A 15,025-nucleotide genomic window follows, 5' to 3' on the forward strand; every position below is an offset into this window, starting at 1 on the left:
GGGGTGGGCGCCGTGGCCGCCGGCCTGGCAGCGGCGCCCGCCGTTGCGGCCGGCCTGGCCGGTGCGGCTGCGGGTGCCGGTATCGGCTACGGCATGCACCGGGCGCACAACTATTTCAGGGGTGAGCCGGTCGACGATGCGTCACAAGACCACAACCCGGTCTATTCGCAACTGGACGCGTTGGAACGAGGACAGGCTCACGACGCCGTCTCCTCGCATGCCACCAGCACGTCGGCCGTGGCCCGCCCTTCATCCGGACCCTCGGTGTCCGAGCGTTGGAACCACCGTGGTCCGGAGAAGTGGCGTGAGTTCGTGGATGAAAGGCATGCCAATCATGAATCGGGTCCGTTGGTCTATGACCGCACGGGCCCCGGAGAAACAGCGGGCCGGCGGACCCTCGGCAGAGGCGAGCCCGGTGCACTGTCGAGCTTCCTCGATGCAGATCGGCAAGCGCTGGACGTTCTGAATGAACAGCGCCCTGTCGATGCACGGGACTACGCGCGTTTGCATCGCACCCTCGTCACCCCTCTCCTCTCGAGTCGCGCCACGGCAGGCGACTATCGAAACGGCCCAGCCACCTGGCAGACCGACAGCGAAATCACACGAGAAACAGGCGCCAATCTCACAGGACTGGGGCTGTCGGTTGAACCCTCGGGGGACGGGAGGAGCCGCATCTCGACCGGCCCGGCGGAGGCATCGGACCTGGCTTGGCGGCGCCGCATTCAAACGCTTTTCGATGCCTACCATGAGGACCTCGATGGCGGCAAATCACCCTCGCTCGCCGTGGCAAGACTGGCGCGCAGGCTGGATGCGGAACATGCCTTCAATGACGGCACTGGTCGTGTCAATCGACTGACGATGAACATGCTGCTGACGCAGTCAGGCGGCATGCCGGTCTCCATGGGGCATACCAACATGCCCACGGAAATGTCGGACCAAGGACTGGCCAACTATCTTGAAAGCCAGCAGGAACTGGCGCGATCGCGGCCGGCCGGCAATCAAGAGCAGGTCGATGCATTGCACCAAGCCGCCAGAGAGCTGAGAGAGCTTGAAGTGACGATCGCGCGAGCCAGCAGTGAGAAAAATCACATGGGTGCGGCGATCGCTGAAAGGAGACTTCCTGACGTGGAATCCCGTTTGCTGAAAGCCGGCACGAATCAGGTTTCACCCTCTGCATCGGCCGATGCATCATCGCTTTCCGGATCAGGCCGCGACAGTGACAGCAAGGGCAAGGAACTCGCGCAGGACGGCGAAGACGACGAATCGTTGTTGTTGCTATAGAGGGTGCTCAGCCCGGAGCCTCAACAGCTCGTCCAGAAACGCGACGAACGCCTTGACGTTCGGGTTGCCGCGCCGGCTCTCGGGCCAGACGGCGGTGATCGCCGATCGGTCGATCGAGAACTCGCCGAGGACGGGCAGCAGCAGTCCGCGCTCCACGTACGGGGCCGCGATCCACGACGCCGTCATGCCGATGCCGCCACCGGCCGCCAGCACCTCGACGACCGCGTCGCTCACGTCCACCACGATCGCGGCTTCGGGCGTGAACTCGATCGTGCGGCTGCCGACCTTGAACAACCAGCGCAGCGGCTGCCCCGAGGTCTGGTAGCGGAAATTCACGCAGTCGTGATCCCGGAGGTCTTCCGGCTTGCGTGGCGTTCCGCGCGCCGCCAGGTAGGCCGGCGATGCGTACGCGCCGAGGTGGTTCGTCGCGAGGCCGCGCGAGATCAACGTCGAGTCGGCGAGCTGGCCGACGCGGATCGCCACGTCGATGCCTTCCTCGACGAGGTTGACGAAGCGGTCGTTCAGCCGCAGGTCGATGCGGAGCTTCGGGTAGCGACGCCGGAACTCCGGCAGCGCCGGCGCGAGCAGGCGCGTGCCGATGGGCAGCGGCGCGGCGATCTTCAGCGTGCCGGAGGRCTCGGCCCGCACCGCGGCTGCCGACTGGACCACCTCTTCGGCGGCGCGCAGCAGGACCAGGGCCCGCTCATGCAGCTCGCGCCCCTCCGGCGTCAGCACCAGCGAGCGGGTCGTTCGCGTGAACAGGCGCAGCCCCAGCTGCTGCTCCAGGCGCTGGATCGTCTTGCTGACGGCCGATGGCGACACCGACAGCGAGCGTGCCGCCGCCGTGAAGCTGCCGTACGAGGCCGCGCGCGCAAACGCGACGATGCCGGTCAGGCGTTCCAGGCTGATTTGTTCCGTCATGGCACTTGTCAAGTGAGTTGCCCAAGGATTATCAAACGGGTGGCGGATATCCACACTTCGCTTCAACGCAATTCGCGGTGAACACGGTGAAGGAGATGGCGATGACGACGAAGACGATGAAGGCGATCCGGCTGCACGAGTTCGGTGGTCCACAGGTGCTGCGCTGCGAAGATGCCCCGATGCCCGCGCTGAAGCCGGGCGAGGTGCTGGTTCGCGTTCACGCGGTGGGCATCAACCCGCCCGACTGGTACTTGCGCGAGGGGTACAGGAACCTGCCTTCCGAGTGGCGGCCGCGGGTGCCCTTCCCCGTCATTCCCGGGACGGACGTGTCGGGCGTCGTCGAGGCGGTTGCCGGCGAAGTCGATCGCTTCGCGGTGGGCGATGAGGTGTTCGGCATGGTCCGGTTCCCCGGCCTCAAGGGCGAGGGAGCGGCGTATGCGGAGTACGTCGCGGCGCCAGCGTCAGAGCTGGCGCACAAGCCTGCCGGCATCGATCACGTGCACGCCGCGGCGGCACCGATGGCCGGACTCACCGCGTGGCAGTACCTGATCGAGCTGGGACACGATCAACCCAACCCGCTTCAAGCGGAGCGTCATCACCCGGTGCCGCTCGACGGCCGGAAGCTGCTCGTCAATGGCGCGGCGGGCGGCGTCGGGCACCTGGCATTGCAAGTGGCGAAGTGGCAAGGCGCGCACGTCATCGCGGTGGCCTCGGGTAGGCACGAATCGTTCCTGCGCGGACTCGGGGCGGACGACTTCATCGACTACACCCGCAGCGCGCCCGAGGACGTGGCGCGCGATCTCGACCTGGTCGTCGACACCCTCGGCGGCCCCACCACCGGCCGCTTCCTGCGCACGCTCAAGCGCGGCGGCGCGTTGTTCCCGGTGTTCATCGGCTTCTCCGAGGCGGACCGAGCCGCGGAGCYGGGCATCACCGTCTCGATGACGCAGGTGCGCTCGAGCGGATCGCAGCTCGCGGCGTTCGGGAAGCTGCTCGATGCAGGGACGGTACGCGTCGCCATCGACAGCACGTTCGCGCTGGCGGATGCCCAGCACGCGCACGAGCGCGCCGCCCGCGGGCACATCCAGGGGAAGATCGTGCTGACGGTCGCGTGAGGGGAATGCCTCAGCTCAGCATCGGCGTCAGGTCTGGATCTCCCTTGGCCATCGCCCGCCGATAGGCCGGCCGCTCGCCGATGCGCTGCAGGTACCCCCGGATGTTCGGACAAGGCGCGAGATCGACCGGCTGAAAGAGGCGCATCGTGGTGAGCGAGACCACGCTCATGATGTCGGCCGCGCTGAACTCGCTGCCCGCGAACCAGGCCGCCTCGCCGAGCCGGGCTTCCACCAGCGCGAAGACCCGGCCGAGCCGCCCCTGCAGCGCCACCAGCACCGGGTGGTCCGCGGGGAGATTCAAGCGGCGCAGGAAGATCATGCGGACCATCGCCGGCTGCAGGTTGCCGTTGGCGAAATGGAACCAGTAGAGGAAGGATGCGAAGTCCGGATGGGCCGGGCCGGGCTTGAAGCGGCCACCGCCGTGCCTGACGATGAGGTATTCGACGATGGCCGCCGATTCGGCCAGCAACAGCTCGCCGTCCTGGATCAGCGGCGCCGAGCCGAGCGGATGCAGCGCCTTCAGGTCGGGGGGTGACAGCAGCGAGACCGGCTCGCGTGTGTAGTGCCGCAGTTCGTAGGGCAGGCCCAGCTCTTCGCAGAGCCAGACGATGCGTTCGGATTGGGAATGGCCGAGGTGGTGGATCGTGAGCATGGGAGTCGGTGGATGTGAGAGGGGTTGAAAGCGTCAGCTCGCGCGGTCATGGCCGCGGACGGCCGTGGGCGCAAAGCCGAAGCGATGCCTGAAGCGCACGGCGAACCGGGACGGGGATTCATAGCCCACCGAGAGCGCGATTTGAGAAACGGACTGCGTCGTGGCCTGCAGCAGCGTCAGCGCGGTGGCCATCCGGGCATCGGCCAGCAGATCGGTCAGCGACGTGCCCTCGGCGGCAAGGCGCCGGCGCAGCGTGGCCTCGGACAGCGCCAGGTCGCCGGCCACCCTGCCTGCCGGCCACGCCTCGTCGAGGCGACCGGCGATCAACGCGCGCAGCCTGACCGAGGCGCTCGGATGGACCGGGGAGCTGCGCAGCACGATGCCTTCTTCGAGCAGCCACTGCATCACCTCCAGCACGCGCAGGCGCACCACGGCGTCAGGCAGTTCCTCGCCGAGCGCCAGGGCATGACAGGCCCGATCGAAAGCGTCGGCCAGGTTCGCCGGAACCCGTCGCAGCAGCTGCGCCGACGCCGGCGTCTTGCCCGGTGGCTCGACCTGCGAGGCCATGCCGAGGTAGTGGGCGTCGGCCAGCAGCGCGTCATCGAACAACAGCCAGCGCGCCTCGTAGTGCGTGCCGTCCGGCACCGAGTTCGTGAAGTCGACGGTCTGGTTGCCGCCGAGCGTCACGCCCTGCCCCCGCACGGCCCGGACGGAAGCACCTCGCGCCGTGCGGATGGCCTTGATGCCCCGGTCGACGAGGATCAGCGCGGGCTGATCCACGCGCATGCGCAGGATCTCCAGGCCCTGCCCTTGCAGCACGTGGGCCGCGATGCCCACGCCGGCGCGGACGTGCAGGCTTCGCGCCAGCTCGGCACCATCCGGCAACTCGCGCAGGCGTGGGGTGTGGCTTGAAAGCATGTCCTGGATCGGGAGTTGGAACGCRTCCAGTCTAGGGTCCGAGGCACCACCGTTCGGTGCGGCATCCATCGGACTTGGTGCCGATCCGATCGAGTTGATGTTCATGCTTGGCGGCATGCGACACATCCCGACGTCCACCGAGAAGGTGGAGCAATCTGAGCAGGCCGAGGACGGCGTGGCCTTGCTGCGCAGCAGGATCGCCGCGTTTCAGGCCCTGGCGGTCGAGGGCGGCCAGGGCATCGAAATGACGGGCCCGGAGATGCTCGCCGGCTGGACGACGATGCGGTGCACTTCCACACGGGCCTGCCTCTGGTGGGGAACCGGACGGTTCAGGGGTGCGGAGCTGCAGCGTGCGGCGAAGGACGGTGCGCGGTACTCGCCGGCTCGGGATGAGCTGGTGTATCCGCCGACGAAGACCCAGGGCCAGTGAACGCTACGGGCGTCGTGACACGGACTCACTGCGCGACATACCGCCCCGGTGTGGTCCCCATCGCCTTGCGGAACATCGTCACGAAGCTGCCCGAGCTTTCGTAGCCCAGCCGCTCCGCCACCTCCCGGACCGGCGAGCCCGTGCCCAGCCATTTCACCGCCAGCATCATGTGGAGGTGCTGGCGCCAGCGGCCGAAGCTCATGCCGGTCTCCTTGGCGAGCAGGCGCGCCAACGACCGCTCGCTCAGGCCGACGCGCCGCGCCCAGCTCTGCGTCGTTCCGCGGTCGGCCGGGTCGTCGACCATCATCTCGGCGATCTTGCGCAGGCGGGGATCGATCGGCATCGGCAGGTGCAGGTTGCCGGTGGGCGCTGCAGCGAGCTCATCGACCAGCAGCTCGGTCACGCGCCTGCCCATGCCCAGCTCCGCATAGAGCGTCGGCAGTGTCGAGCAGCGGATCACCAGCTCGCGCAGCAGCGGCGTGGTCGACACCGCGCAGCAGGCCGTCGGGAGATTCGTCGCCACCGCCGGCTCGATGAAGACGACGTAGCCCTCCATCTCGCCGGCACCGGTCACCTTGTGCGACACGCCACCGGGTATCCAGATCGCCCCTTGCGGCGGCACGAACCAGAGGCCGCCCTGCACCTCGCAGGTCAGCACCCCGCGCATCAGCAACAGCAGCTCGCCCTTGCGGTGGCTGTGGAAATCCATTTCATGCCGCTGGCCGGAGCCCTCGAACACGGCACTGATGCTCAGCACCGGGCGCGGCACGAGATCCGGATCCGCCCAGTCGGCGGCAAGCTCATTCAGAAGGGGCATGGGGGCGATGACGATTGGCAGGATCTCCGAAGATTCTGGCATTGCCGCGCAATGCGCTCGCGAGAGCCCCTCTTTACGATGCGCCAACACCCTTTGGAGCACACGAGACCATGGATTCATTGAGCACGGGCCGCGTTGCCCGGACGCTGGCGCGCCGCTTCCTCTACCAGTGCAACGAGTTCAGCGTGTTCACGCGATGAGCTGGGGCCGTTCGCTGATGCGCATGCTGATGAAGCAGGCGCGGGTCGTCGAGGTCGAGCCCGTCGCCGAGGGTTTCCGGCTGATCACGCTGGAGAGTCCGGAGTTCAAGGGCCTGCAGTGGGTGCCGGGGCAGAAGGTGCAGATCGCGATGGGATCGGCCTTCGTCGCGCGGACCTTCACGCCGATCGAGTGGGACGCGGCGGCAGGGCGGACGCGGATCCTCGGGTATGCGCATGGCCACGGGCCGGGCAGCGCGTGGGTCCGCGTTGTCGGTCTCGGCGATGCGTGCGATGTCTTCGGGCCGCGGGCATCGCTCGATGTCGGCGATGCGCGCCTGCCTGTCGTGATTGGCGACGAGACTTCTATCGGGCTGGCACATGCGCTCGCGCTCGGTGGCCCTCCCCGCCCTGCGACCCTGCCGTGCCTGTTCGAAGTGAAAGCCGCTGCCCCTGCCCGCGAGGCGGTGGTTCGGCTGCATCTGGAGGCGGCAGAGTTGTTCGAGGGCAAGGACAACGACGCACACCTGGAAGGCATCGAGCAGCGCCTGCCAGCCCTCGCGGCCACCGGCTCGACCTTCGTGCTGACAGGCAAAGCCTCGACCATCCAGCGCCTGCGCCGAGCACTGAAGGACTCGGGCGTCGCTTCGTCTCGCGTCTCGACCAAGGCGTACTGGGCACCAGGGAAGACTGGCCTGGATTGAACTCTCGTGTTCGCTGCCGGAAAGTCAGCCCTGGGTGCGCCCACGCCCCAGCACACTGAGCACCACCAGCTTGACTGCCAGCTTGGCGGCTTCCACCGTGGGTCGGTAGCGCCACGATTCGCGCAGCCGCTCGCGCGCCGCCGGCAGTTGGCGAGCCCACATCAGGTCGCGGGCGTAACCGAGCGTGGTGGCCACCCGCGCGTCGCGAAACTCCTTGGCGAAATGGCGGGCCTCCTCCGGATGCTCTTGCTCGAACTTGGCATACACCTTCAGGCGGTTGCCGGTGTTGATGTTCCTGCTGAGCGAGCCCGGCGTGCTGGTCACGTTCACCAGCGGCTGCGCCACCTCGACGATGGTGGTGGACACCGCCACGCGCAGCGCGAAGTCGATGTCCTCGCCGGTCTTCAACGTGGTGTCGAAGTCGCCTGCTGCATTGCGCGCCTCGGTGCGCAGCACGACGTTGGAGCCCATCATGCCCCCCATCAGCAGGTCGGGCAGGCGCAGCATGCCGTTCACCACCCCGGGCTTGGGCGGCGCGATGCCGATCTCCGAGCCGTCGGGGCGCACGCCGCGCGCGCGGGTGCAGCAGGCCGCGCCGGCGCCGGCGCCGGGCACCGCTTCGATGGTGTGCACCGCAGTCTCCAGCCAGCGCGGATCCCAGTGGTCATCCGAATCGAGCAGCGCCACGTAGTCGCCGGTCACCTGCGGGAACGCCGTGTTTCTTGCGCTGGACACACCGCCGTTGGGCTTGGGGATGTATTGCACCGGGGCCGGCAGCTCGCGCACCAGTTCGGCGGTGTTGTCGGTGGAGCCATCGTCGACCACGATGACCTGGTGCGGCGGCAGCGTCTGGGCCAGCGCGGAACGCGCTGCGCGCACCACGTCCTCGGCCCGGTTGTAGGTGGGGATCACGACGGAGACCTTGGCGCTCATGGCGGCCCTCCCGAAGCTTGCGAAGCAGGCGTGGTGGCGCATTCAGGCAGCGGCTCTCCCGAGCACACCTGCCCCGAACGGATTCACCCCGGAATGGATTTACTGGCGATGCGGGGGAAGCCCGCCGCACGGCGGGCCGTGGCGCCCGCGTGCTCGATGCTGGGCCGGGTCATCGACCCGGCAGTTGGCGTTCTTGCTCATGGCATCCCTCCCCAGGGCTGGCAGCCGGTCAGGTCGACTCAGGCTGAAGCAAGAGAATAATTGTCGATCCGAACAAATTCAACGAATCGAACTCGATTATCGATAATTGTCAGGAATCGCGGTCGCAGGCTGCAATTTCCGCTCACCCCCCATTGAAGAAGCAGGCTTGGCGCCTGCATCCACCCCATTGAATTGGTGTCAAGATTGATTCAGAATGGCATCGTTTTTGATGCTGAAAGGATGCCATGCGAACGACCGTGACCATCGACGATGCGCTGTACCAAGAGGCCCTTGAAGTCGCCGAACCGGACATGGACAAGGCCGACCTGTTCCGCGAAGCCATCAAGACCTTTGTGCGGGTGCAGGCCGCCAAGCGCCTCTCTGCACTGGGATCGACGCTGCCGGACATGCAAGACATTCCCCGGCGACGCGAGGGTGCCCGCCGGTGATGCGGGTGCTCGTCGACACATCGGTGTGGGTCGCTCATTTTCGGCAGCGCAATGCCGCCTTGATGAACCTGCTTGCGATGGACCTGGTGCTGATCCATCCGATGATCCTGGGCGAACTGGCCTGCGGAACCCCACCGTCTCGAACGCAAACCCTTGCCGACCTGGCGCGGCTTCAGCCGGCTCAGCAAGCCAGCATGCGGGAGGTGCTGGCCTTCGTGGAGAGTGAAGGTCTGTTCGGGCTGGGTTGCGGCCTGATCGACATCACGCTCCTGGCATCGACCCTGATGATGCCGGGCACCGAGTTGTGGACGCTGGACAAGCGGCTGACGGCCTTGTCGGAGCGGTTTGCCGTGATGCACCACCCCGCGCTTCACTAAGGCCTGTCAACACCAGCCCGAAGCCATCTCACCCCCGCGCGAAGAACGCCTCCACCAACCGCACCCAATACGTCCCGCCCACCGGCAGCAACGCATCGTTGAAGTCGTAGTTCGGGTTGTGCAGCTCGCACGGCCCCATGCCGTGGTAGGTGGACTCGCGGTGGCCGCCGCCGCCGTTGCCGACGAACAGGTAGGTGCCCGGCACCTTCTGCAGGTAGAACGAGAAATCCTCGGCGCCGCCGTGCTGCGGCGTGTTGCCGTCGACCTTGTCGGCGCCGAAGGTGTCCTGCGCCACCTTCATCGCGAAATCGGTCTGCGCGTCCCAGTTCACCAGCGGCGGGTAGGCGCGGTGGAACTTCAGCTCGCCGCTGCCGCCGTGCACCTGCGGCAGCACTTCGGCGATGCGCCGCATGTTGGCCTCGATCTCGTCCAGCACCTCGGTGCTGAAGGTGCGCACCGTGCCGCGGATCACCGCCTCGCCCGGCAGCACGTTGTAGGCATCGCCCGCATGGATCTGCGTCACGCTCACCACCGCCACGTCGATCGGGTTCTTGTGGCGCGAGATCAGCGTCTGCAGCGCACCGACCATCTCGGCCGCGATGACGATCGTGTCGACCGCCTTGTGCGGCTGCGCCGCATGCCCGCCGGTGCCGCGCACGATGATGTCGAAGCGGTTGCTCGACGCCATCGTCGGCCCCTTGCGGAACGCGAAATGCCCCGCCTCGAAGCCCGGCATGTTGTGGATGCCGTAGATCTCGTCGCACGGGAACCGGGTGAACAGGCCGTCGTCCATCATCGCCTTGGCGCCGGCGTTGCCGCCCTCCTCCGCCGGCTGGAAGATGAAGTTCACGGTGCCTTCGAAATCGCGGTGCGTCGACAGGTAATGCGCCGCGCCCAGCAGCATCGCGGTGTGTCCGTCATGCCCGCAGCCGTGCATGCGGCCCGGCGCCTTCGAGGCATGCAAAAAACGGTTGTGCTCCGGCATCGGCAGCGCATCCATGTCGGCGCGCAGGCCGATCGCGCGCTCGCCCGGGCCGCGCGTGCCGTGCAGCACGCCCACCACGCCGGTCTGGCCGAGGCCTCGGTGCACCTCGATGCCCCAGGCCGCCAGGCGCTCGGCCACCAGGTCGGAGGTGCGCGTCTCCTTGAAAGCCAGTTCGGGGTGCGCGTGGATGTCGCGGCGCAGCGCGGTGAACTCGGCGTGCTTGTCTTCGATCTCGGCGATGAGCGTCATGTGACCTGGTCCTTCACGTAGTCGGCAATCTCACGGGAGACGGCGGTGAGCGCAGCCTGCAAGGCGGGGAAGCCGGCACTGCGCTCGCGCGTCGTCTCGTTCATGTAGAGCCCGCGGTGGATCTCCACCTGCAGGCTGTGGCGGCGCTCGGCTGGCCTGCCGAGCCGCGCGATCAGCGCGACACCCTTGAACGGGTCGTTCAGCGCCACGCTGAAGCCGCGCCGGCGCAGCGCCTCGGCCACCAGCGCGGTGAACTCGGGCGCGGCGGTGCTGCCGTCGCGGTCGCCCAGCACGAAATCGGCGAGCGGATGGTCGCTCTGGATCTGCAGCCCCTCGTACGAATCGGCGGGCATCGAATGCAGGTTCAGGTGCCACACCGCGCCGAAGCGCGCATGCGCCGCCTCGATCTGCTCGCGCATCGCGGCGTGGTACGGCGCGTGGTAGCGGGCGATGCGCTGCTGCACCTCGGCCACCGGCAGCTTGCGGGCGTAGATCGGCCACTTGCCGCTCTTGCCCGCGTCGCGCCAGATCAGGCCGATGCCCAGGCGCGTCTTCTCGCTCGGGCGCAGCGGCGTCGGCCAGGGCTCGGCCAGCATGTCGGGATCGATGTCGTCGATGTCGCGGTTCGGGTCGATGTAGGCGCGCGGGAAGTTCGCCGCCAGCAGCGTGGCGCCGACCGAGGGCAGCGCCTGCCACAGCACGTGCACGTCGGTGTCCTCGGCGCCGCGCAGCTGCTCGAAGGGCACGACGTGGTTGAAATCGTCGGGGTACTGCACGCCGCTGTGCGGCGAATCGCAGATGAGCGGCACCGCGTCGCCTTCGGGCAGGCGCAGCGTGAAGGGTGCAATGGGTTCGGTCATGTCACGGCATCGTTGAGGTGGCACGCGCTGGTGTGGCCCGTCTGCAGGGTGCGCAACACCGGCGCCTCGACCTTGCAGCGCGGCAGCGCATGCGGGCAGCGCGGATGGAAGGCGCAACCGGGCGGCGGCGCCAGCGGCGACGGCAGCTCGCCCTGGATGGGCAGGTAGGCACGGCGCGCGGTGTCGAGCCTCGGCAGCTCGGCCAGCAGCGCCTGCGTGTAGGGGTGGTTGGGCGCGCTGAAGATCGTCTCGGTCGGGGCCACCTCGACGATGCGGCCCAGGTACATGATCACGACGCGGTCCGACACGTGCCCCACCACGCCCAGGTTGTGGCTGATGAAGAGGTAGGTCAGCTCGAACTCGCGGCGCAGCGCGAGGAACAGGTTGAGCACCTGCGCCTGGATCGACACGTCGAGCGCCGCCACCGCCTCGTCGCACACGATCAGCCGCGGTTTCAGGGCCAGCGCACGCGCGATGCCGATGCGCTGGCGCTGCCCGCCCGAGAACTGGTGCGGGTAGCGCTGCGCGTAGCCGGGGTCCAGCCCCACCTGGCGCATCAGCCCCTCGACATACTCCGCCTTCTGCGATGCTTTCACCAGCCCGTGCACCACCGGCGCCTCGCCGACGATGTCCAGCACCCGCATGCGCGGGTTCAGCGAGGCCATCGGGTTCTGGAAGATCATCTGCACGCCCAGCCCCCAGGCGCGGCGCTCGGCGGCGTCCATCGCTTCCACCGGCTTGCCGAGGAAGCTGACGCTGCCCTCGGTCGGCGGCGTGATGCCGGCGACCACGCGGCCCAGCGTCGACTTGCCGCAGCCGGATTCGCCGACCACGCCGATCACCTCGCCGGGCCGGATCTCGAGGTCGACATCGGCCACCGCATGCACCACCGACGCACGGTGGCCGGCTCCCAGCAGGTTGGCGATGCGCGCGGCCAGGTCGATGTCCTGCACGAAGCGCTTGGAGACGCCGCGCAGTTGCAGCAGCGGCGCGACGGTGCCGACCTTGCTCGCGGGAGTGGGTTCGAGGAGGGTTTCCATGCGGTCCTCAGGCCGGCTCGGTCGTCAGCAGGTTCCAGCAGCGCACCGTCTTGCCCGCGGGGCCGGGCTCGGCCTGCGGCACCGCGAGGCACGCGTCGGTGGCGTGGCCGCAGCGCGGCCGGAAGGCGCAGCCCTGCGGCAGGTTCAGCAGCGAAGGCGTCATGCCGGGGATCTGCCGCAGCAGCGTGCCGTGCGTGGCGCGCGTCGGGATCGAATCGATCAGGCCGCGCGTGTACGGGTGAGAAGGGTTGCCGATCACGTCGGCCGTCGCACCGCTCTCGACGATGCGGCCCGCATACATCACCGCGATGCGATCGGCCAGGCCCGACACCACCGCCAGGTCGTGCGTGATCCACATCATCGCGGTGCCGGTCTCGCGGCACAGCCTCTGCACCTCGTACAGGATCTGCGCCTGGATCGTCACGTCGAGCGCGGTCGTCGGCTCGTCGGCGATCAGGAGTTTCGGGCGGTTCAGCAGCGCGATCGCGATCGCCACGCGCTGGCGCATGCCGCCGGAGAGCTGGTGCGGATAAGCCTTGAGGCGCTCGTCGGGCGACGGGATGCCGACCATCGCGAGCGCGTCGCGGGCTCGCGCGAGCGCCGCCTGCGCACTCACCTTCTCGTGCGCGTGGATCGCCTCGACCATCTGCGTGTCGACGCGCAGCACCGGGTTCAGCGTCATCATCGGATCCTGGAAGATCATCGCGATCTCCTTGCCGCGCAGCGCCTGCAGCCGGCGCTCGGTCGCTCCCACCAATTCCTGGCCGAGGTAGCGGATGTGCCCGCCGACGATGCGCCCGGGCGGATCGATCAGCCCGAGGATCGAGAAGCCGGTGATGCTCTTGCCCGAACCCGATTCGCCGACCAGGCCGAGCACCTCGCCGGCCTCGATGCGCAGGTCGACGCCGTCGACCGCCTTCACCACGCCGCCGTGCGTGAAGAAGTGGGTCTGCAGGCCCTGGACGTCGAGGACGGTCATGTTTCAGTGTGCGTTGCGTGGGTTCAGGATGTCGCGCAGGTGGTCGCCGACCAGGTTGATGCCGACGATCGCCAGCGCCAGCGCGATGCCCGGGAAGAACGAGATCCAGTAGTTGCCCGACAGCAGGAACTCGTAGCCGTTGGCAATCAGCATGCCGAGCGAGGGTTCCGTCACCGGCACGCCGACGCCGAGGAAGGACAGCGTCGACTCCAGCGCGATGGCGTGCGCCAGGTCGATGGTGGCGATCACGATCAGCGGCGGCAGGCAGTTGGGCAGCATGTGGCGCAGCAGCACGCGCGGCCAGCCGAGCGACATGCATTGCGCGGCCTCGATGTATTCCTTCGCGCGCTCCACCAGCGCGGCGCCGCGCGCGGCCCGCGCGAAATAGGCCCACTGCACGATGACGAGCGCGAGGATCACCTTGTCGACGCCCTTGCCGAGGATGGCCAGCAGGATCAGCGCGACCAGGATGGCCGGGAACGACAGCTGGATGTCGACGATGCGCATCAGCAGCGCATCGATCCACCCGCCGAARTAGGCGGCCGCCAGCCCGACCGCGCTGCCGATGGCCAGCGCCGCCGCGACCGAGACGCCGCCCACCAGCAGGCTGGTGCGCAGGCCGTAGAGGATGGCCGACAGCAGGTCGCGCGCCTGGCCGTCGGTGCCCAGCCAGTASGTCATCGTGCCGGCGGCGTCGCGGCTGCCGGGCGGCAGCTTCGAGTCGAAGATGTCGAGCTTGCCGATGTCGTACGGGTTCTGCGGCGCGATCCACGGCGCGAACACGGCGGCGAACAGCGCGAGGGCCAGCAAGGCCAGGCCGAACAGCGCCAGGCGGTCGGCCATGAACTCGCGGCGCAGGCGCTGCCACGGCGTCTCGGGCGGAGGAAGGGACGGCGGCAGCGGGGGCGCCAGTGCTTCGGCGGTCATGCCTTGGCCCCCTGCAGCCGCACGCGCGGGTCGAGCACCGAGTAGAGAACGTCCACCAGCAGGTTCAGCATCACGAGGAAGAACACGATCAGGATCAGGTAGGCGACGACCACCGGCCGGTCGAGCGTGATGATCGAATCGAGCAGCAGCTTGCCCATGCCGGGCCACGCGAAGATGGTCTCGGTGACGACCGCAAACGCGACCACCTGGCCGAACTCCAGCCCGCCGACCGTGACGATCGGCACCATGATGTTCTTCAGCAGGTGCACCCGCAGGATGCGCCCCCAGCCCAGGCCCTTGGCGCGCGCGAACTTGATGTAATCCATCGGCAGCGCCTCGCGCGTGGCGGCGCGCGTCACGCGGATGATCAGCGCGCTCTTCGCGAGCGCGATCGTCACGGCCGGCAGCAGCAGGCGCGACCAGCCGTCGAGCGTCAGCACGCTGAGGTCGAGCGGCCCGAGGTGCACCGTGGCGCCGCGCCCGCTGGCCGGCAGCCAGCCGAGCTGCACCGCGAACACCATGATCAGCATCAGCCCGACCCAGAAGTTGGGCAGCGAGAAGCCGAGCACCGAGCCCGCCATGATGCCGCGCGTGCTGAGCGCCTGCGGCCGCAGGCCCGCCCAGATGCCCAGCGGAATGCCCACCAGCACCGACAGGCCCATCGAGACCAGCGCGAGCTCCAGCGTGGCCGGCATGCGCTCCAGGATCAGGCCCATCGCCGACTGCCCGGTCAGGAAGCTCTTGCCGAAATCGAGCCGCAGCGCATGCGACATGAAGATGCCGTACTGCTGCCACAGCGGCTTGTCGAGCCCGAAGCTGGCGCGGATCTCGGCGCGGTCCTGCTCGGTGGCCTCGGCGCTGGCCATCATCGAGACCGGGTCGCCGACCACGTAGAGGCCGACGAAGACCAGGCCCGACATGACGGCCATCACGAGAACCGCCTGCAGCAGGCGGCGGATGATGAAAGCCGACATCAGCGTGCCCGGTACT

Annotated in this window: 17 protein-coding genes; 6 read left to right on the forward strand and 11 right to left on the reverse strand. The window is 68.2% G+C overall.

Annotated elements, in window-relative coordinates; translation table 11 throughout:
• Positions 1-1,281, forward strand: a 1,281-nt coding sequence (locus tag AC1DXV_RS07875; RefSeq protein WP_477933108.1) for a hypothetical protein, incomplete at its 5' end; no start/stop codon positions are given.
• Here AC1DXV_RS07875 and AC1DXV_RS07880 read toward each other — a convergent pair.
• Positions 1,276-2,202: a LysR family transcriptional regulator gene (locus tag AC1DXV_RS07880; RefSeq protein ID WP_477933110.1), complete on the reverse strand. Its 927-nt coding sequence runs from the start codon at positions 2,200-2,202 to the stop codon at positions 1,276-1,278. The two genes, AC1DXV_RS07875 and AC1DXV_RS07880, sit on opposite strands and share 6 nt — an antisense overlap.
• Before the next feature lie 101 nt (positions 2,203-2,303).
• Between AC1DXV_RS07880 and AC1DXV_RS07885 the strand changes: the two genes are divergently transcribed.
• Positions 2,304-3,317: an NADP-dependent oxidoreductase gene (locus tag AC1DXV_RS07885; protein ID WP_477933112.1), complete on the forward strand. Its 1,014-nt coding sequence runs from the start codon at positions 2,304-2,306 to the stop codon at positions 3,315-3,317.
• Between the two features lie 10 nt (positions 3,318-3,327).
• Here AC1DXV_RS07885 and AC1DXV_RS07890 read toward each other — a convergent pair whose 3' ends face one another.
• Both AC1DXV_RS07890 and AC1DXV_RS07895 read right to left on the reverse strand, forming a co-directional pair.
• Positions 3,328-3,969, reverse strand: a complete 642-nt coding sequence (locus AC1DXV_RS07890) for a glutathione S-transferase family protein (protein ID WP_477868938.1) — start codon at positions 3,967-3,969, stop codon at positions 3,328-3,330.
• A 33-nt stretch (positions 3,970-4,002) separates the two neighbouring features.
• Entirely contained in the window at positions 4,003-4,992 is a 990-nt protein-coding gene (locus AC1DXV_RS07895) for a helix-turn-helix transcriptional regulator (RefSeq protein ID WP_477933115.1), read from the reverse strand.
• Between AC1DXV_RS07895 and AC1DXV_RS07900 the strand changes: the two genes are divergently transcribed.
• Positions 4,985-5,317, forward strand: coding sequence for a hypothetical protein (locus AC1DXV_RS07900; RefSeq protein WP_477933117.1), 333 nt, complete (start codon positions 4,985-4,987; stop codon positions 5,315-5,317). The genes AC1DXV_RS07895 and AC1DXV_RS07900 overlap by 8 nt on opposite strands.
• Before the next feature lie 25 nt (positions 5,318-5,342).
• Here AC1DXV_RS07900 and AC1DXV_RS07905 read toward each other — a convergent pair whose 3' ends face one another.
• A complete protein-coding gene (locus tag AC1DXV_RS07905) occupies positions 5,343-6,134 on the reverse strand; it encodes an AraC family transcriptional regulator (RefSeq protein ID WP_477933119.1) in 792 nt (263 codons plus the stop codon).
• A 196-nt stretch (positions 6,135-6,330) separates the two neighbouring features.
• Between AC1DXV_RS07905 and AC1DXV_RS07910 the strand changes: the two genes are divergently transcribed.
• Entirely contained in the window at positions 6,331-7,035 is a 705-nt protein-coding gene (locus tag AC1DXV_RS07910) for a siderophore-interacting protein (RefSeq protein ID WP_477933121.1), read from the forward strand.
• A 24-nt stretch (positions 7,036-7,059) separates the two neighbouring features.
• On the opposite strand, the gene AC1DXV_RS07915 is transcribed toward AC1DXV_RS07910, so the two are convergent.
• The gene (locus AC1DXV_RS07915) at positions 7,060-7,968 is read right to left on the reverse strand and encodes a glycosyltransferase family 2 protein (RefSeq protein ID WP_477867115.1); all 909 of its coding nucleotides are present in this window, start codon (positions 7,966-7,968) and stop codon (positions 7,060-7,062) included.
• Positions 7,969-8,414: 446 nt separating this feature from the next.
• Between AC1DXV_RS07915 and AC1DXV_RS07920 the strand changes: the two genes are divergently transcribed.
• Entirely contained in the window at positions 8,415-8,618 is a 204-nt protein-coding gene (locus tag AC1DXV_RS07920; protein ID WP_477867117.1) for a type II toxin-antitoxin system VapB family antitoxin, read from the forward strand.
• Entirely contained in the window at positions 8,618-8,995 is a 378-nt protein-coding gene (locus tag AC1DXV_RS07925; protein WP_477867127.1) for a type II toxin-antitoxin system VapC family toxin, read from the forward strand. The genes AC1DXV_RS07920 and AC1DXV_RS07925 overlap by 1 nt, the downstream gene beginning before the upstream one ends.
• 28 nt (positions 8,996-9,023) lie before the next feature.
• Here the strand turns inward: AC1DXV_RS07925 and AC1DXV_RS07930 are convergent, their stop codons facing one another.
• From AC1DXV_RS07930 to AC1DXV_RS07955, 6 genes are read right to left on the reverse strand one after another with little or no spacing between them, the layout of a single operon-like run.
• On the reverse strand, positions 9,024-10,229 hold the full coding sequence (locus tag AC1DXV_RS07930) for a M20 aminoacylase family protein (RefSeq protein WP_477867119.1): 1,206 nt from the start codon (positions 10,227-10,229) through the stop codon (positions 9,024-9,026).
• Positions 10,226-11,089: an N-formylglutamate amidohydrolase gene (locus AC1DXV_RS07935; protein ID WP_477933123.1), complete on the reverse strand. Its 864-nt coding sequence runs from the start codon at positions 11,087-11,089 to the stop codon at positions 10,226-10,228. Before AC1DXV_RS07935 ends, AC1DXV_RS07930 begins: the two co-directional genes overlap by 4 nt.
• A complete protein-coding gene (locus AC1DXV_RS07940; RefSeq protein ID WP_477933125.1) occupies positions 11,086-12,129 on the reverse strand; it encodes an ABC transporter ATP-binding protein in 1,044 nt (347 codons plus the stop codon). The genes AC1DXV_RS07935 and AC1DXV_RS07940 overlap by 4 nt, the downstream gene beginning before the upstream one ends.
• 7 nt (positions 12,130-12,136) lie before the next feature.
• Positions 12,137-13,108 (reverse strand): ABC transporter ATP-binding protein, encoded by a 972-nt coding sequence (locus AC1DXV_RS07945; RefSeq protein WP_477933127.1) that lies wholly within the window; start codon positions 13,106-13,108, stop codon positions 12,137-12,139.
• Positions 13,109-13,111: 3 nt separating this feature from the next.
• Positions 13,112-14,035, reverse strand: a complete 924-nt coding sequence (locus AC1DXV_RS07950; RefSeq protein WP_477874197.1) for an ABC transporter permease — start codon at positions 14,033-14,035, stop codon at positions 13,112-13,114.
• On the reverse strand, positions 14,032-15,009 hold the full coding sequence (locus AC1DXV_RS07955; protein ID WP_477933129.1) for an ABC transporter permease: 978 nt from the start codon (positions 15,007-15,009) through the stop codon (positions 14,032-14,034). The genes AC1DXV_RS07950 and AC1DXV_RS07955 overlap by 4 nt, the downstream gene beginning before the upstream one ends.
• Positions 15,010-15,025: the final 16 nt, after the last annotated feature.

The organism is Rhizobacter sp. P3_C12, assembly GCF_056402735.1.